Here is a 16,413-nt window from a genome sequence, read left to right as displayed (position 1 = left end):
GCCCCCTGGAGGAGCCGGTGGACACAGTGGAGGACGCGGTGGAGGACGCGGTGGAGGACGCGGTGGAGGACGCGGGGCGCGACCTGGTCGCGGTCATGACCGGGTTCGCCAGGACGCTGCGCGCCGCCGGGGTGCCCGCCGACCACGAGCGGACCCAGGCCCTGTTGCGCGCGCTGGCCGTCCTCGGCGCGGCCGCCCCGCGCGGGGTCTACTGGGCGGGCAGACTCGCCCTGTGCGCCTGTCCCGACGACCTGCCCCGCTACGACCGTGTCTTCGACGCCTACTTCGGCGGCACGCGGGCACATCCGGTTCCCCCGCCCACGGTCAACGTCACCCGGGGCGTCACGACCCTGACCGGCACCCGGGGACAGGCGGGGGACGGTGAGGAGCGGGCGGCGGCCGCCAGCCCGGCGGAGGTCCTGCGCAACAGGGACGTGGCCGCGATGACCGGTGCCGAGCTGGCCGAGGCACGGCGCCTGCTCGCCCTGCTGCGGGTGGATCGCGAGCGGCGCGGGTCACGACGGTTCGGCCCCTCCCGCAGGGGGCGCCTCGACGGCGGGGCGACGATCCGCGAGACCCTGCGGCACGGCGGCCAGACCGTACGGCTGCGCCACCGCGCCCACCGCACCAGGCCCCGCGGGGTCGTGCTGCTCGTCGACGTCAGCGGCTCCATGGCCCCCTACGCCGACACACTGCTGCGCCTGGGACACGCCCTGGTGCGCGCGGAGCCGAGGGCGACCGAGGTGTTCAGCGTGGGCACCCGCCTGACCAGGATCACCGCCGAGCTGCGCCCGCGCGACCCGGCGGCGGCGATGGAGGCCGTCTCCGCCGCCATCCCCGACTGGAACGGCGGAACCCGCCTCGGTGAGGAACTGCGGAGCCTCCTGCGGCTGCACGACGCGGCGGGCGCGACCGTCGTCATCGCCTCCGACGGGTGGGAGCGGGGCGACGCCTCGCTGCTCGGCGCGCAGATGGCCAGGCTGTCCAGGACCGCCCACCGGGTGATCTGGGTGAACCCGCACAAGGGGCAGGAGGGCTACCGCCCGCTCACCGCCGGGATGCGGGCGGCGCTGCCGTACGTGGACGACTTCGTGGCCGGGCACAGCCTGGCGGCCTTCGAGGCGCTGGCCCGGCTGCTGGGAGGGCGGAATGCGTGACATCCTCTCGCAGATCACGCGCTGGTGGGAGGCGGGTGAGACGTTCGGCCTGGCGACCGTGGTCGAGACCTTCCGCAGCGCGCCCCGGCCACCGGGAGCCTCGATGGCCGTCCTCGGGGAGGAGGCGGCGGGCAGCGTGTCCGGTGGCTGCGTCGAGGGAGCCGTCTACGAGCTGGCCCGTGAGGTGGCCGCCTCGGGGATCCCGGTGCTGCGGCGCTACGGGGTGAGCGACGACGACGCCTTCTCCGTCGGGCTGACCTGCGGGGGGATTCTGGACGTCTTCGTCGAGCCGGTCTCGCGCGGGACGTTCCCCGAGCTGGGGGAGGTCGCCGCGGCGGTGCGGGAACACGAGCCGGTCGCGGTCGCGACCGTGCTGTCCGGCCCGGGCGCCGTCGGGGCCCGCCGGGTGGTCGGCCCTGAGCGCGCCTCCGGCTCGCTGGGCCCGGCCAGGCTGGACGACGCGGTCGACGACGACGCCCGCGGCATGCTCGCCCAGGGCCTCACCGGGATCCGCCGGTACGGCCCGCACGGTGAGCGGCGCCTCGACGACCTGGCGGTCTTCGTGCACTCCTTCGCCCCGCCGCCCAGGATGCTGGTCTTCGGCGCCATCGACTTCGCCGCCGCGGTCGCCAGGATCGGCAGGTTCCTCGGCTACCACGTGGTGGTGTGCGACGCGCGTCCCGTCTTCGCCACGGCCAGGCGCTTCCCCGAGGCCGACGAGGTGGTCGTCAAGTGGCCGCACGACTACCTCAGCTCGGTCACCGTGGACGAGCGGACCGTGATCTGCGTGCTCACCCACGACCCCCGCTTCGACGTCCCGCTGCTGGAGGTGGCGCTGCGCACCCCGGCGATCTACGTCGGGGCGATGGGCTCACGCCGTACGCACGAGGACCGGCTGGCGCGGCTGCGCGAGGCGGGCCTGGGGGAGGAGGAGCTCGGGCGGCTGCGCTCGCCGATCGGCCTCGACCTGGGCGCGCGGACACCGGAGGAGACCGCGGTCTCCATCGCCGCCGAGCTGATCCAGTTGCGCTGGGGCGGCTCGGGACGGCCGCTGAGCGACGGCTCGGGCCGCATCCACGCGCCCGGCCGCCGGACATGACGCGGGCGGCGAGCGCGGGGCTGCTGCTGGCCGCAGGCGGCGGTTCCCGGCTCGGCACCCCCAAGGCGCTGGTCGAGCTGGACGGTGAGCGGCTGGTCGATCGGGGGGTCAGGCTGCTGCGTGAGGGCGGCTGCCATCCCGTGGTCGTCGTGCTCGGGGCCGCGGACGCTCAGGTGCGCGGGGCGGTCGTCGTGCGCAACCCGGACTGGCGGAGCGGCATGGGCTCCTCACTCAGGACCGGCCTGGCGGCGCTTCCCGGTGACGCGGAGCGGGTGGTGATCGCCCTGGCCGACCAGCCGTCCATCGGGCCGCAGGCCGTGCTCCGGCTGGTCGAGGCCGCGCGCCTGGGGGCCTCCGTGGCCGTCGCGACCTACGCGGGCAGGCGGCGGAACCCGGTGCTGGTCGCCAGGGAGCACTTCGCCGAGGTCGCCGGGCTCGCGGCCGGTGACGTGGGCGCCAGGGCCTTCCTCAGGGCGCACCCCGAACTGGTCGTCGAGGTGCCCTGCGACGACGTGGGCGACCCGGCCGACATCGACACCCCCGGCGACCTGGCGGCCTGGCGACGGCGGGGCTGAGATCAGGGGGTCTCCCGGTGCAGCCGGAAGGAGGCGACGGCGGCGCGGTGGTCACTGCCCGCCGCGGCCTCGACGCCCGCGGTGGCCGCGGTGAGGCCCCGGTAGAGGATGTGGTCGGGCCTGGTCACGGGGAAGGAGGCGGGCCAGGTGAAGCCGAACCCGGTCCCGGCCTCCTGCTGGGCGTCCAGGAGCGGCGGCACCAGGCCGGAGCGCTTACGGTCGGTCGTGGCGGTGTTGAGGTCGCCGAGCAGGAGAAGGCGCCGGCTGCCGTCGCGCTCGACGAGCCTTCCCGCCTGGGTGAGGGTCTCGTCCCGCTGGGCGGTCTGGCCGGGACGGGCCGAGGCCAGGTGCATCACGTAGACGGTCAGTCTGCCCTTCGGCGTCTGGACGACCGCCCGCAGCGCCCTGGCCCAGCCGAGGCCGATGTCCACCCGGCGAGCCTGCAGGATCGGGAACCTGCTCCACAGGCCGACCGTGTTCACCTGGTAGCGGTGCGGGAAGCGGTTGTCGAGCTCCTTGGCCGCGGGACCTCCCTCGGTCAGCTCCTGCACGGCGACCAGGTCCCGTCCGCCGGAGACGGTCCGTACGGCCCGCGCCGAGTCGCCGTTGGCCGCCCCCACGTTGATCGTGGCGACCGAGACGTCGCTCGGGCCGCCGGGGACGGCGCGCAGCAGCGTGGGGCCGAACATGATCCCCCAGACGGTCGCGGGCAGCAGCGCGGCGACGATCACCGGCCACGACCGGGTGACCAGGGCGCCGAGCAGCAGGAAGGGGACGGTGACGCCGAGCCAGGGCAGCAGGCTCTCCAGCACCGGGGTGAACCCTCCCAGGTCGGGCAGGAGTCCGTGGCCGCCGAGAACGAGGGCGAGCGCCCCCGCAAGCACCATGATCGCCCGCCTCAGCACACCGCTCCTCGTCCGCGCCACCGTCGCGGGCCGTCCACCCCCGCCCGCACGGGCCTCCCGAGCCCGAGACCCGTACGCTACCGGCCTCGTGCGGGCGGCGCGGGTCTTGGAGCGGGCCGGAGGGAGTCGATAGCCTTCTGGGCAGAGAGAACGGAATAACATTCGGTTCCTGTGGCGCGGGAAGGACGATCCTGACGATGCGTATCGGTATGGCCCTGAGTTACGCGGGGGGCTTCAAGGAGACCGTGGACGAGCTGGCCGACTACGAGAGGGCGGGGCTGGACATCGTCTTCGTCGCCGAGGCGTACAGCTTCGACGCGGTCAGCCAGATGGGCTACATCGCGGCCAGGACCGAGCGGCTGCAGATCGCCTCGGGCATCCTGCCCATCTACTCGCGCACCCCCGCCCTGCTGGCCATGACCGCGGCCGGCATGGACTACGTCTCGGGCGGCCGTTTCACCCTGGGCATCGGCGCCTCGGGGCCGCAGGTGATCGAGGGCTTCCACGGCGTGCCGTACACCGCGCCGCTCGGCCGCACGCGGGAGGTCGTCGAGATCTGCAGGCAGGTGTGGCGGCGCGAGCGCCTGGAGTACGAGGGAAGGCACTACACCCTTCCGCTGCCCGAGGGGGAGGGGACGGGGCTGGGCAAGTCCCTGAAGCTCGTCAACCACCCCGTCCGTGAGCGCATCCCCATCGTGATCGCGGCCATCGGCCCGAAGAACGTCGAGCTGTGCGCCGAGCTGGCCGAGGGCTGGGAGCCGATCTTCTACATGCCGGAGAAGGCCGCCGAGGTCTGGGGGGACTCCCTGGCCGCGGGCGGGGCCAGGCGCGACCCCTCGCTGGGAGCCCTCGACGTCATCGCCCAGGCCCCGCTGGCCATCGGCGACGACGTGTCCGGCCTGGTCGACCTCGGACGTCCCGTCGCGGCCCTCTACATCGGCGGCATGGGCGCCAAGGGCAGGAACTTCTACAACGACCTGGCCCGCCGCTACGGCTACGAGAAGGAGGCCGAGGAGATCCAGGACCTCTACCTCGCGGGCAAGAAGGAGGAGGCGGCCGCGCTGGTCCCCAGGGAGCTGCTTGAGGCCGTCTCGCTGATCGGGCCGGAGGGCCACGTGCGCGACCGCCTGCAGGCGATGCGCGACTCCGGCGTCACGACCGTCAACGTCACCCCGCTCGGCCGTACCCACGCCGAGCGCGTCCGGCTCGTCGAGAAGGTCGGGGAACTCGCCTCCTGAGCCCATGTCCGGGCCTTCTCTGGCCGGGGAGAACGTGATACTGATCACAGGTATAGATGAAATTTCCTACCAGAATAGGTGGTTTCACGCCCTGTGAGGTTCTCCCCGGTGACCCCTCTGCTCGTCGGGCGGCCGTATGTGGATCTGTGCCGCCTGAACGGCCAGCTCTGTCACTGAACGCATTTCCCGCTCCCCTCCCGCCCCGCGCGGGCACGTTCTCACGTCGGAGTCGCGTTCATGAAGAAAGTCTCCTTCTCCCTGCAGTTGCTGCTCGGCCTGGTGGCCGGTGCCGCACTCGGCTTCCTCGCCCGCGCGGGCGAGATCGCCTGGCTGACCACCACCCTGACCGAGGTCGGCAGGCTCTTCGTCCAGCTCCTCAAACTCGCCGTCCCGCCGCTCGTCCTCACCGCGGTCGTGGTCAGTGTCGCCAACCTGCGCAACGTCGGCGGAGCCGCCAGGCTCGCGGGCAAGACACTGCTGTGGTTCCTGGTCACCTCGCTGATCGCGGTGGTCATCGGCCTCGGCCTCGGCCTGGTCATCAACCCCGGCGAGGGCGTCACGATCTCCACCGCCGGAGCCAAGGCCCCCGACCTCGACGGCGCGGGGACCTGGCTCGACTTCGTGACCGGGATCATCCCGACCAACGTCGTCACGGCCTTCACCGAGCTCAACGTCCTGCAGATCGTCTTCATCGGGGTCGTCCTCGGCGCGGCGGCCCTGGCGGTCGGCGAGGCGGCCGAGCCGTTCCTCGTCCTCAGCCGCTCGGTGCTCGAACTGGTGCAGAAGGCCCTGTGGTGGGTCATCAGACTGGCCCCGATCGGCACCGCGGGCCTGATCGGCAAGTCCGTCGCCGCCTACGGGTGGGACCTGCTGGCCCCGCTGGCCAAGCTCGGAGCGGGCGTCTACATCGGCTGCCTGCTGGTGCTGCTGGTGAGCTACCCGCTGCTGCTCGCCCTCGTCGGCCGGGTCAGCCCGCTGACCTTCTACCGCAACGCCTGGCCCGCGATCGAGCTGGCCTTCGTCTCCCGCTCCTCGATCGGGACCCTGCCGCTGACCCAGCGGGTCACCGTCGAACGCCTGGGCGTCGACCGCGACTACGCCTCCTTCGCGGTGCCCTTCGGGGCGACCACCAAGATGGACGGCTGCGCCGCGATCTATCCCGCCCTCGCCGCGATCTTCGTGGCCCAGGTGTACGACGTCCCGCTCGGCCTCGGCCAGTACCTGCTGATCGCGTTCGTCTCGGTGGTCGGCTCCGCCGCGACCGCGGGCCTGACCGGCGCGGTCGTGATGCTCACCCTCACCCTGAGCACGCTCGGCCTGCCCCTTGAGGGCGTCGGCCTGCTCCTGGCCGTCGACCCGATCCTCGACATGATCCGTACGGCGACGAACGTGGCCGGGCAGATCGTGGTGCCCGTGCTCGTCGCCCGTTCCGAGGGCCGTCTCGACGAGGCGGTGCTGAACGCCCCGCCGCTGCCCCTGGACGAGACGTCCGCCAGACCGCTGGTCACCGGGGGCGCCCCCGCCCCCGCCTGACGCCCCGAGGTGGCGGGCGGCACCTGCGGCCCGCCACCGCCTCTCCCGCCCGCCGCCGCCCAAGGTGTGGCGGGCGGGGGTGGAGACAGGGGCGGAGGAGGTCAATAGCATGCGAGGCATGACCGCCACCCACGCCACGCGCCGTACGCGTCTGGCGGAGCTGCTGCCCGCCCACGACGTGGACGCCGTCCTGGTCACCCGGGGGGTGAACGTGCGCTACCTGACCGGCCTGGCGAGCTCGAACGCCGCGGTGCTGGTCACGGCGGACGGCACCGCCACGCTGGCCACCGACTCCCGCTACACGGAGACCGCCAGGCGCCTGTGCCCGGATGTCGAGGTGCGCCAGGAACGCGACGTCGCGGGAAGCCTGGTCGCGACGGCGGCGGGCCGGGTCGGCGTCGAGGCGCACCACATGTCCGTGGCCGACTACTTCCGTCTCGGCGGGGACCTGCCGCGGCTGAGCGGGCTGGTCGAGTCGGTGCGCAGGGTCAAGGACGAGGAGGAGATCGACCTCATCCGCACCGCCTGCGCGCTCACCGACCAGGCCTTCGCCGACGTGCTGCCCAGACTGCGGCCCGGAGTGACCGAACGGGAGGTCGCCAGGGCGCTGGAGACCCGGATGATCGAGCTGGGCGCGGACAAGCCCGCCTTCGACTCGATCGTCGCCTCGGGCCCGAACGGCTCGATCCCGCACCACTCGCCCTCGGAGCGTCCCCTGCAACGGGGAGACCTCGTGACCATGGACTTCGGGGCGCTGTACGACGGTTACCACGCCGACATGACCAGGACCGTGGCGATCGGGGAGCCCGCCGCCTGGCAGCGGGAGCTCTACGACCTGGTCAGGGCCGCCCAGCGGGCCGGTCGCCACGCCGTACGGCCGGGCGCGCTCACCCACGAGGTGGACGCCGCGGCCCGCGACCTGATCACCGCGGCCGGGCACGGTGAGCGCTTCGGGCACGGCCTGGGACACGGCGTCGGGCTGGAGATCCACGAGGTGCCGTTCCTGGCTCCGCCGAAGCCAGACAGTGATGCCGGGCACGCTAGACTAGAGGATCGAGTTCCGGTCACCGTCGAGCCTGGTGTCTACCTGCCGGGTATGGGCGGCGTCCGCATCGAGGACACGCTCGTGACGCGTGATGCCGGACCGGAGCTTCTCACACGGACGACCAAAGAGCTGCTTGTCCTTTAAAGAGCGGCCGTACGCAGGAGAAACTAGTGGCGACGACGAACGACCTCAAGAACGGCCTGGTGCTCAAGCTCGACGGCGGTGAGCTCTGGACGGTTGTGGAGTTCCAGCACGTCAAGCCCGGCAAGGGCGGTGCGTTCGTCCGCACCAAGCTGAAGAACATCAAGTCGGGCAAGGTCGTCGACAGGACCTTCAACGCGGGCGTCAAGGTCGAGGTGGCCAACGTCGACAAGCGCGAGATGCAGTTCTCCTACATGGACGGCGAAGAGTTCGTCTTCATGGACACCGAGACCTACGACATGCTCAACGTCTCCCGGGTGGCCGTCGGCGACAGCGCCAACTACCTGCTGGAGAACATGCTCGCCACCGTCGCGGTCAACGAGGGCAACGTGCTCTACGTCGAGCTGCCCGCGGCCGTCGACCTGATCATCGCCGAGACCGAGCCGGGCCTGCAGGGTGACCGCTCCACCGGCGGCACCAAGCCCGCCAAGCTGGAGACCGGCGCCGAGATCAAGGTGCCGCTGTTCATCACGACCGGTGAGAAGGTCAAGGTCGACACCCGCACCGGCGAATACCTCGGCCGCGCCTGATGTCCGCACGGGGTAAGGCGCGCAGGCGCGCGCTGGACATCCTCTTCGAGGCCGAGGCGCGCAGCCAGGACCCGCTCGCGGTTCTGGCCGAGCGTCTCGAAAGGGCGGAGCCGCCCGTCAACGAGTACACCGCGACCATCGTCGAGGGCGTGTGCAGGCACCGCGCGCGCATCGACGAGCTGATCACCACCTACGCCGAGGGATGGACGCTCGACCGCATGCCCGCGGTCGACCGCAACCTCCTGCGCGGCGGCACCTACGAGCTGCTGTGGATGCCCGACGTGCCCGAGGGCGTCGTCATCAGCGAGTGGGTCGGGCTGGCCTCCGAGCTGTCGACCGACGAGTCCCCGCAGTTCGTCAACGGCCTCATGGCCCGGTTCAAGCAGCTCAAGCCGTCCCTGGCGCTGTAGGTCACATCCGTGGGGAGGACCTCTCTCCGGTCCTCTCCATGGACGCGCCCGCGGGAGCCGTGAACGGACCTTTCCGTTCCGGCCTCCTGAACCACGCGGCCCCGGTCCGAACTCCTTCCACGCCGGGGAAAGAGCAGATCGAGCCCGGCCCCGGTTCCTCCCCGGACGGCACCGGGTACGGCCCGGCGTAGGCTGGGGCTCGTACCGCGAAAGAGGAGGCGATCTTAAGTTGCGCGCCGTAGGCATCTCACGCCCGTCGGCCACTCCGGCGGTCCGCACCGCCGTCGTGTGGGACGTGTTGCGGGCAGTGCTCGCCGACCGGGTGGCCGCGACCGGCAGGGATCGGCTCGACATCGTCGACGCCGGAGGGGGCACGGGCGGCTTCGCCGTACCGCTGGCCGGGCTCGGGCACGCCGTCACCGTCGTCGATCCCAGCCCCGACTCGCTGGCCGCGCTCGAACGCCGGGCCGCCGAGGCCGGGGTCGGCGTTCGCGCCCTGCAGGGGGACGCGGCCGACCTGAAGGAGATCCTCCCCACGGACGGGGCGGACCTGGTGCTGTGCCACAGCGTCCTGGAGTACGTCGAGGACCCGGCGGGCGCCCTGGGCGCCATCGCGGGCCTGCTGCGCGAGGGGGGCGCCATCAGCGTGCTGGCCGCCAATCCGCTCGCCGCGGCCCTGCATCGTTCCATCGCGGGCCGGTTCGAGGAGGCACTGCAGGTCCTGGACGACCCGCAGGGGCGCTGGGGCGACCGCGACCCCACGCCGCGGCGGTTCACCCGCGAGACCCTGGCCGTGCTCCTGTCCGCCGCCGGGCTCACCCCCGGTGAGGTCCACGGTGTGCGGATCTTCGCCGACCTGGTGCCCAGCCGCCTGCTGGACGGGGAGCCGGGGGCCGCGCGCGCCCTGGTGGCCCTCGAACAGGCCGCCGCGGCCCACCCCGTGCTCAGGGACATCGCCACCCAGCTCCACGTCCTCGGCAGAAAGTGAGTTCTCGCCGAACGTGTGTTCCCATGTGTCTCGTACAATGGCCTCGTGTCGAGGAAACAGCAGGTGCCGCGTCCGGTCTCGGCGCTGGGCACGGACGACACCGGTTGTCCGATCCTCCACGTCGACATGGACGCCTTCTTCGCCAGCGTCGAGTTGCGTGAACGCCCCGAACTGCGCGGCCTGCCCGTCATCGTGGGCGCCCCCGGCCCGCGGGGGGTGGTGCTCAGCGCCACCTACGAGGCCAGGCGGTTCGGGGTGCACTCGGCCATGCCCATGATCCGCGCCCGGCGCCTGTGCCCCAGGGCCGTGATCATCCCGCCGAGCCGGGGAAAGTACTCCGAGGTCTCCAGGGGCGTCATGGAGATCTTCCGGACCTTCACCCCCGAGGTCGAGCCGATCGCCTCCGACGAGGCCTTCATGGACGTCGGCGGAGCGCGCAGAAGGCTCGGCCCGCCCGCCGCGATCGCCGCCATGATCCGTGAACGGGTCGCCGGCGAGCACGGGATCACCTGCTCCGTCGGGGTCGCCAACAGCAAGTTCGTGGCCAAGCTCGCCTCACAGCACTGCAAGCCGGACGGCCTGATGGTCGTTCCCGCGGACCAGGTCGTCGACTTCCTCCACCCGCTGCCCATCGCGGCGCTGTGGGGCGTGGGGGAGCGCACCGAGCGCTCCCTGGCACGCCTGGGCGTCAGGACGGTCGGCGACCTCGCCAGGATCCCCGTCGAGACCCTCCAGCACGAGCTCGGCCAGGCCGTGGGAACCCACCTGGCGGCGCTGGCCTGGGGCCGTGACGAGCGCCGGGTCACCCCGCACACGCCGGACAAGAGCATCGGCGCCGAGGAGACATTCGCCACAGACGTCGACGACCCGGAGCGGATCCACCGGGAACTGCTGCGCCTGTCGGAGCGGGTCGCGGCCAGGCTCAGACAGGCCGGTCACGCGGGCCGCACGGTCAGCGTCAAGCTCCGCAGGGCCGACTTCACCACCATCTCCAGGTCCCGCACCCTCAGAGAGCCGACCGACGTCGCCCGCGTCCTGTACGCCACGGCCCGCGACCTCTACGGCGCCTCCGGCCTGCTGGGAGTGCGGTTGCGCCTGGTCGGGGTGCGGGTCGAGAACCTCGTGCCGGCGGCCGGGGTGACCAGGCAACTCGGCCTGGGGGAGCGCGAGACGGGCTGGCGGGAGGCCGAGCAGGCGATGGACAGGGCGGCCCGCAGGTTCGGTCAGGATGCGGTGCTCCCGGCGTCGCTTGTTCGCCCGTCGTTTGGTGAAATAGATCTATGACACCGCCTCCGGTTTGGACTACGTTGGACGTTTTCTTTCGTCTACGTCTACAGCCTCGTATTCTGGGGATAACCGACCGCGAGGTTCGGACACCCCGTGTCGTCCGTCACCGTCTTCCCCGTACTGGGGCTGTCCTTGGGAGGCGCCGTGCCGCTCTCTGAGCACGAGCAGCGCTTGCTCGACCAGATCGAGCAGGCCCTCTACGCCGAGGACCCGAAGTGGGCCAATACCGTAAGGATCAGTGATCCACGCAGCCATTACAAGCGCCGCCTGGTGAAGGCCTCCATCGGCTTCGTCCTGGGCGTCGTCCTGTTGATGGTCGGCGTCGTGAACTACATCCCGCTCGGAGTCGGCGGTTTCGTGGTCATGCTCGCCGCGTGTCTGTGGGGTCTGTCCAGCTGGAAGCGCATGAACGGCTTCGGTGAGACCTCAGGGGCCGGCCCCTCCCGCCAGACGGGCAGGGCGGGCCGCAGGAGTGGTCCCAAACCGAGTTTCATGGAGCGGATGGAGGAGCGCTGGCGCCGTCGTAACGACGAGCGCTGAGCCTCTCCCCGCACCCTCTGGGACGGCACGCCCTCGGGGCACGGAGTCCGGCCGGGTCCCGTGCCGGCTGGACCGTGCCACCTGGGTCATGCCGTCCGGACGTCTCCCCGAACCGTCCCCCGTGACCGTCTCCCTGTGACCGGTCCCCGGCCGGTGCCGCCGAACGGACCACGCCCGCGCCCGGATCTGTCCGGACGCGGGCGTGTGGGCGCTCCGCGGTGGGGTCAGGCCTTCCTGCCGGTGAGGCGGAGGTTCTCCAGCCGGTCGAAGACGTCCAGCAGACGTGTGCCCAGGGTCCGCATCCCGGTCAGCGTCGAGGGCGGCAGCAGCACCGCGCGGATCCTCCTGCCCCGGGGCGCGGAGGCCGCCAGCGCCCGCCGTACCACGCGCAGGTCCTCACGCGGGGAGCCGGTCTCGCCGGGGGTCCTGGCGAAGAGCATCCGCTCGGCCGAGGCGGCGATCCGCGTCACGGCGGCCTCCGCGTCCGCGTCGAACCCGTGCTGGGCGCTCAGCCGTACGGCCAGTGCCCTGGGGGTCTCACTGGGCGCGCGAGACACCCCGTAGTCGTACAGCGTGTCACCGAGCTCCGCCCAGACGGCCGTCGTCGCCTGCTTCCACAGTCCCGTCCTGACCGTGACGGTTCCCGGCGCCTCCGCCAGAACGACGGCCGGTCGTGCCGCGCGGGAGCAGATCCGGCGGCGGTGCCCGCGCAGCCGCAGCCGCAGCATCGCCGGGATCAGCACGATGAACGCCACGGCCGCGACACCGAGGCCGATCCTGACCGCGAGAGGGGTCTCCTCCTCGACCACGATGGGCCCGCTGCCGCCGTAGTCGAGCTCGGGCCTGCGGTTGCGGGGGTTGCTCGCCGACCCGTTGGCCAGGTCGGAGGAGCCGGAACCGATCGCGGGAGCGGCCGAAGGCTGGTCGCCGGGCTCGTTCGCCGCCCGCGCGCGGCTGTAGGAGGGAACCGTGGCGCTGCCCTGCCCGGTGAGACCGGTGGGGGTCGGCTCGAAGCGCAGCCACCCCGTCCCCTCGAAGTAGAGCTCGGGCCAGGCGTGGGAGTCGTGCGTGCCCACCTGCCAGTGGTCGCCGACCCTGCTGCCGCCGGTGTAGCCGACGGCCACCCTGGCCGGGATGTGGAGCACCCTGGCCAGCACCGCCATCGCGGCGGCGAACTGCTCGCAGTATCCGGCCTTGTTGCGGATCAGGAAGTCCGTCAGCGCCTGCCCGCCGTGTCCCTGAGCGGCCAGAGTGTAGACGAAGCCGCCCTTGCTGGTGAAGAACTCCTGCAGCCGGACCGCCCGGTCGTAGGGGGTCCTCGCGTCCCTGGTCTCCCTGGCCGCCAGTTCCTTGACCTCCCTGGGCAGGTCCCTGGGCAGTTGCAGGTAACGGTCGGTGATCTGCTGGGGCGCGGCCGTGGCCGACCTCAGCCTCTCCGCGGTCGGCCTGGGCTCGTCGCTGACGACCGTGTAGGTCATCCCCTCCGCGGTGTCCTCGGTGGAGAAGACCATCAGGGAGTCACGGTCCGGCCGCCAGTCGCCCTCGATCCCGATGCGGCTCGGCGGGTACGGCAGCGGCAGGAACTCCAGCCCCTTGAGGGTCTTGCTCACCGTGATCCTGGTCGTCACGGTCGCGACGGGCGTCTCACGGCTCTGACCGGGAGGCGGGGGCAGCGGCCCGCGTGAGATCCGGTCCTCGGGAAGGCCGCTGGGCCCCGCCATCGTCCACTGCTGGCCGTCGAAGATGTCCAGCGAGTACATCCGCAGGTAGCGCGGCAGGTTGTCGCTGGTGGTGTAGCTGAGGACGTCGGCGTTGGCCGGCAGCGACAGCGAACCCCGCAGGCCGACGATCGGGTTGGAGATGCTGATCGAGTTGTTGCCCTTTCCCCTGCCGTTGCCGACGCCGAAGCCGAACAGCGGGGAGGGTTCGAGCGTGGGCAGCAGCGCGGGCAGCAGGACGGCCAGCACCACCGCGGTGAGCCCGATGCGCTTGCCGGACAGGCGCAGCGGGCCGACGTCGGCGACGGTCCGCGCCGTCACCGAGGCACGGCGCACCAGTACGGCCCTGCCCCAGTGACCCACGCGTTCCCTGCCGTCGGCGACCAGCAGCCCGAGGTAGCCGGCGGCCGCGACGATGAACGCGGGCCAGCTGACCGGCTCGGTCGCCACCGCGGCGGGGACGGTGAACAGCGCCAGCAGCGGCAGCCCGCACAGCGCCGCCCTGCGCGCGCGGGAGGCGAGCAGGTCCACCAGGACGGCGATCAGGGCGACGCCCCCGCAGGTCAGCAGGGTGATGGAGGTCGTCGCGGGCACGGGCGCCGCGAAGCGCTGGATGTCGGCGAAGCCGGCGACCAGCATCCTGGCCAGCGCGACGACCGACTCCCTGGTCGGGACGACCCTGCCCCACGCCTTCTCCGGGGTGAAGACGGCCGTCAGATAGATCCAGATGGCGACGACCTGGCCGAGCGGCGCCAGCCAGCCCGGCAGGCTGTAGCGGCTGGCCGGTACGCCGACCGCCGTCACGACGACGACGGCCCCCAGGCTCGCCCAGAACCAGGCGCCCCCCTGGAAGAGGGGGTAGAGCGAGACGGTGACCGCCATGGTCGCCGCGCCCGCCGCGATCGGAAGTCTCATGAGCCGCCCCCACTGAGTACGAATCGCCCGCCCTGCGCCGCCTTCGGCCACACGTTCGCGATCGTCGCGCCAGAGGGCAGTGGCACGACACGCCATCCGGCCCCGGCCAGCACGGCCTGGGCCGCCTGGTGGCCCTCATCCTCGCCGAGTTCCGGCCGTTCCCAGCCGGCGACGTCCAGCAGCACGGCGACCCCGGTCATGTTGCCGTGCCTGAGCCGGGCCAGTTCCCGGGCCTGCTCGGCGTCGACCGTGCCGAGCACGGCGACGATCAGGCCCTCGCCGCCGCCCTGCCGAAGAGCGGCCACGCCGTACTCCAGGGAGCGGGCGGAACTGGTGCGCATCTCGGCGAGGGTGTCGAGCAGCGCCCAGCTCAGCCCGGTCTCCGGAAGCCGTTCCGCGCCCTGGTCGGTGACCAGGCGCAGGCCGAGCCCCTCGTGCGCCAGATGGAGCCCGATGGAGGCCGCGGCGGAGACCGCGACCTCGAAGGAGGAGCGGGGTCCCTCACCCCGGTGGGCGTACCTGCGGGTGTCCAGCAGCAGCGCGCCCCTGCTCTGCCACTGCTGCTCCTCACGCCGCACCATCAGCTCGCCGTACCTGGCGGTCGAGCGCCAGTGAACCCGCCGCAGGTCGTCGCCCTGCCGGTACTCGCGCGGCGCGACGTCGTCGTCACCGGCCGCCGCCACACTCCTGGTACGGCTCTCGCCCCCGCCCGCGAGCTCCCCGGAGAGGCGGACCCGGGGCAGCGGGACGACCTGGGGCGTCACCACGAGCGTGTCGCTGATGGTGAAGGACCTGGTCAGCTCGACGAGGCCGAACGGGTCGGTGATCCGCACGGTGAGCGGGCCGATGCCGAACCGGCCGCGCAGGTCGGACCTGACCCGGTAGTCGATCTCACGGATTCCCAGCGCCTCCACCCGGTCCAGGACGAACCTTGGACGGGCGCCCAGGGCGTACGGGACGGTGTCCTCGATCATCAGCAGACCGGTGGGCAGCCGGGTGACGTTCTCCAGGCGCAGCGTCACGGTGGTCTCGCCGCCGACCGGGACCCGGGGCGGGTCAAGGCGGCGCGCGCAGCTCAGCCGGTAGCGGGTGCGGCTGACCACCATCGCCGCGAGCAGCGGCAGCGAGATGATCAGCACCCCGATCCTGAGCAGGTCGTGCTCGCCGAGGAAGAAGGCGCACAGCAGCGCCGCGGCGCCGGAGGCGAGAAATGACCAGCCGCGGGCGGTGAGCGCTCTGAGGCCCGAGGTCACTTCGTCTGGACCTCGGGCACGGGCACCCGGCGAACCAGGTCTGCCACCACCTGCTCCGGCATGCGTCGCTGCCCCTGGGCCTCGACACTGGGCAGCAACCGGTGCGCCAGCACCGGCACGCACAGGTCCTGCAGGTCGTCGGGAATGACGTAGTCACGCCCGGCCAGCGCGGCGTGCGCCCTGGCCGCCCTGACCAGCTGCAGAGTCGAGCGCGGGGAGGCGCCCAGCCGCAGCTCGGGGCTCTGCCGGGTCGCGGTCACCAGGTCGACGGCGTACTTCTTGATCGGCTGCGAGACGTAGACCGCGCGCACCGCCTCGATGAGCGCCCGCACCTCCGCGGTCGTGGCGACCGGCTCCAGCTTGTCCAGCGGCGAGGCCGCCCCGTGAACGTCGAGCATCTCCAGCTCGGCGCCGGGTTCGGGGTAGCCCATCGCGATCCTGGCGGTGAAGCGGTCGCGCTGCGCCTCGGGGAGGGGGTAGGTGCCCTCCATCTCGATGGGGTTCTGCGTCGCGATCACCATGAAGGGGCTCTCCAGCGCGTAGGTCGCGCCGTCCACGGTGACCTGGTGCTCCTCCATGCATTCGAGCAGCGCGGACTGCGTCTTCGGCGAGGCGCGGTTGATCTCGTCCCCGACCACGATGCTGGCGAAGACCGGGCCGGGCTTGAACTCGAACTCCCGGGTCTGCTGGTTGTAGGCGCTGACCCCCGTGATGTCGCTTGGCAGCAGGTCGGGGGTGAACTGGATACGGCGGACCGGACAGTCGATGGAACGGGCCAGGGCCTTGGCGAGCATCGTCTTGCCGACACCGGGCACGTCCTCGATGAGGAGGTGCCCTTCCGCGAGGAGAACGGTCAAGGTCAGGCGGACGGCGTCCCCCTTGCCCTCGATCACCGACTCGATCGCCTGGCGGATGCGATGCGCCGTGACGACCAGATCATCGAGCCGAGGTGAGATGTCATGGGTTACTGCCACCAGGCCTCCATGAAGCTGCGGCGGTTTCACGCCGGGGGTTGGTAT

General features: G+C 72.1%; 15 protein-coding genes. 11 read left to right on the top strand and 4 right to left on the bottom strand.

Annotation, left to right across the window (positions count from 1 at the left end; all coding sequences use genetic code 11):
- Positions 1–17 precede the first annotated feature (17 nt).
- The 3 genes from ABZ470_RS34125 to ABZ470_RS34115 are packed head-to-tail and all read left to right on the top strand — an operon-like array spanning position 18 to position 2,831.
- On the top strand, positions 18–1,157 hold the full coding sequence (locus tag ABZ470_RS34125; RefSeq protein WP_362916573.1) for a VWA domain-containing protein: 1,140 nt from the start codon (positions 18–20) through the stop codon (positions 1,155–1,157).
- The gene (locus tag ABZ470_RS34120) at positions 1,150–2,256 is read left to right on the top strand and encodes an XdhC/CoxI family protein (RefSeq protein WP_362916571.1); all 1,107 of its coding nucleotides are present in this window, start codon (positions 1,150–1,152) and stop codon (positions 2,254–2,256) included. Before ABZ470_RS34125 ends, ABZ470_RS34120 begins: the two co-directional genes overlap by 8 nt.
- Entirely contained in the window at positions 2,253–2,831 is a 579-nt protein-coding gene (locus tag ABZ470_RS34115) for a nucleotidyltransferase family protein (protein ID WP_362916569.1), read from the top strand. Before ABZ470_RS34120 ends, ABZ470_RS34115 begins: the two co-directional genes overlap by 4 nt.
- A 2-nt stretch (positions 2,832–2,833) precedes the next feature.
- Here the strand turns inward: ABZ470_RS34115 and ABZ470_RS34110 are convergent, their stop codons facing one another.
- Positions 2,834–3,736, bottom strand: coding sequence for an endonuclease/exonuclease/phosphatase family protein (locus ABZ470_RS34110; RefSeq protein ID WP_362916567.1), 903 nt, complete (start codon positions 3,734–3,736; stop codon positions 2,834–2,836).
- 197 nt (positions 3,737–3,933) lie between these two features.
- On the opposite strand from ABZ470_RS34110, the gene ABZ470_RS34105 reads away from it, so the two are divergent.
- From ABZ470_RS34105 to ABZ470_RS34070, 8 genes are all read left to right on the top strand, one after another.
- Complete coding sequence (locus ABZ470_RS34105) at positions 3,934–4,974, top strand: LLM class F420-dependent oxidoreductase (protein WP_362916565.1); 1,041 nt, start codon at positions 3,934–3,936, stop codon at positions 4,972–4,974.
- 237 nt (positions 4,975–5,211) lie between these two features.
- Positions 5,212–6,507 carry a dicarboxylate/amino acid:cation symporter gene (locus ABZ470_RS34100; protein ID WP_362916563.1) on the top strand — a complete coding sequence of 432 codons (1,296 nt, stop codon included), beginning with the start codon at positions 5,212–5,214 and terminating at the stop codon, positions 6,505–6,507.
- A 118-nt stretch (positions 6,508–6,625) separates the two neighbouring features.
- Positions 6,626–7,696 (top strand): Xaa-Pro peptidase family protein, encoded by a 1,071-nt coding sequence (locus ABZ470_RS34095; RefSeq protein ID WP_362916561.1) that lies wholly within the window; start codon positions 6,626–6,628, stop codon positions 7,694–7,696.
- Between the two features lie 26 nt (positions 7,697–7,722).
- On the top strand, positions 7,723–8,283 hold the full coding sequence (efp, locus tag ABZ470_RS34090; protein ID WP_352008986.1) for an elongation factor P: 561 nt from the start codon (positions 7,723–7,725) through the stop codon (positions 8,281–8,283).
- Positions 8,283–8,693, top strand: a complete 411-nt coding sequence (gene nusB / locus ABZ470_RS34085; protein ID WP_352008987.1) for a transcription antitermination factor NusB — start codon at positions 8,283–8,285, stop codon at positions 8,691–8,693. The genes efp and nusB overlap by 1 nt, the downstream gene beginning before the upstream one ends.
- A 229-nt stretch (positions 8,694–8,922) precedes the next feature.
- Complete coding sequence (locus ABZ470_RS34080; RefSeq protein WP_352008988.1) at positions 8,923–9,681, top strand: methyltransferase domain-containing protein; 759 nt, start codon at positions 8,923–8,925, stop codon at positions 9,679–9,681.
- A 45-nt stretch (positions 9,682–9,726) separates the two neighbouring features.
- Positions 9,727–10,965 carry a DNA polymerase IV gene (locus tag ABZ470_RS34075; RefSeq protein WP_362778577.1) on the top strand — a complete coding sequence of 413 codons (1,239 nt, stop codon included), beginning with the start codon at positions 9,727–9,729 and terminating at the stop codon, positions 10,963–10,965.
- Positions 10,966–11,112: 147 nt separating this feature from the next.
- Complete coding sequence (locus tag ABZ470_RS34070) at positions 11,113–11,508, top strand: DUF3040 domain-containing protein (RefSeq protein WP_362916596.1); 396 nt, start codon at positions 11,113–11,115, stop codon at positions 11,506–11,508.
- Positions 11,509–11,732: 224 nt separating this feature from the next.
- Here the strand turns inward: ABZ470_RS34070 and ABZ470_RS34065 are convergent, their stop codons facing one another.
- Genes ABZ470_RS34065 through ABZ470_RS34055 form a run of 3 tightly spaced genes read right to left on the bottom strand, consistent with a single transcriptional unit; the run spans position 11,733 to position 16,368 of the window.
- Positions 11,733–14,141 (bottom strand): DUF3488 and transglutaminase-like domain-containing protein, encoded by a 2,409-nt coding sequence (locus ABZ470_RS34065; protein WP_362916559.1) that lies wholly within the window; start codon positions 14,139–14,141, stop codon positions 11,733–11,735.
- On the bottom strand, positions 14,138–15,394 hold the full coding sequence (locus ABZ470_RS34060) for a DUF58 domain-containing protein (RefSeq protein ID WP_362916557.1): 1,257 nt from the start codon (positions 15,392–15,394) through the stop codon (positions 14,138–14,140). Before ABZ470_RS34060 ends, ABZ470_RS34065 begins: the two co-directional genes overlap by 4 nt.
- Positions 15,391–16,368 carry a MoxR family ATPase gene (locus tag ABZ470_RS34055; protein WP_352008993.1) on the bottom strand — a complete coding sequence of 326 codons (978 nt, stop codon included), beginning with the start codon at positions 16,366–16,368 and terminating at the stop codon, positions 15,391–15,393. The genes ABZ470_RS34060 and ABZ470_RS34055 overlap by 4 nt, the downstream gene beginning before the upstream one ends.
- Positions 16,369–16,413 lie beyond the last annotated feature (45 nt).

Origin of the sequence: Streptosporangium sp. NPDC020072, from assembly GCF_040631445.1 — a bacterium.
Classification (GTDB): domain Bacteria; phylum Actinomycetota; class Actinomycetes; order Streptosporangiales; family Streptosporangiaceae; genus Streptosporangium.
This window is presented reverse-complemented; position numbering and strand designations above follow the sequence as displayed.

What these genes read in the sequence shown, in the direction of transcription:
- ABZ470_RS34120 (WP_362916571.1), top strand. Translation starts at nt 1,150, where the DNA reads ATGCGTGACATCCTCTCGCAGATCACGCGCTGGTGGGAGGCGGGTGAG.
- ABZ470_RS34115 (WP_362916569.1), top strand. Translation starts at nt 2,253, where the DNA reads ATGACGCGGGCGGCGAGCGCGGGGCTGCTGCTGGCCGCAGGCGGCGGT.
- ABZ470_RS34105 (WP_362916565.1), top strand. Translation starts at nt 3,934, where the DNA reads ATGCGTATCGGTATGGCCCTGAGTTACGCGGGGGGCTTCAAGGAGACC.
- ABZ470_RS34100 (WP_362916563.1), top strand. Translation starts at nt 5,212, where the DNA reads ATGAAGAAAGTCTCCTTCTCCCTGCAGTTGCTGCTCGGCCTGGTGGCC.
- ABZ470_RS34095 (WP_362916561.1), top strand. Translation starts at nt 6,626, where the DNA reads ATGACCGCCACCCACGCCACGCGCCGTACGCGTCTGGCGGAGCTGCTG.
- nusB (WP_352008987.1), top strand. Translation starts at nt 8,283, where the DNA reads ATGTCCGCACGGGGTAAGGCGCGCAGGCGCGCGCTGGACATCCTCTTC.
- ABZ470_RS34065 (WP_362916559.1), bottom strand. Translation starts at nt 14,141, where the DNA reads ATGAGACTTCCGATCGCGGCGGGCGCGGCGACCATGGCGGTCACCGTC.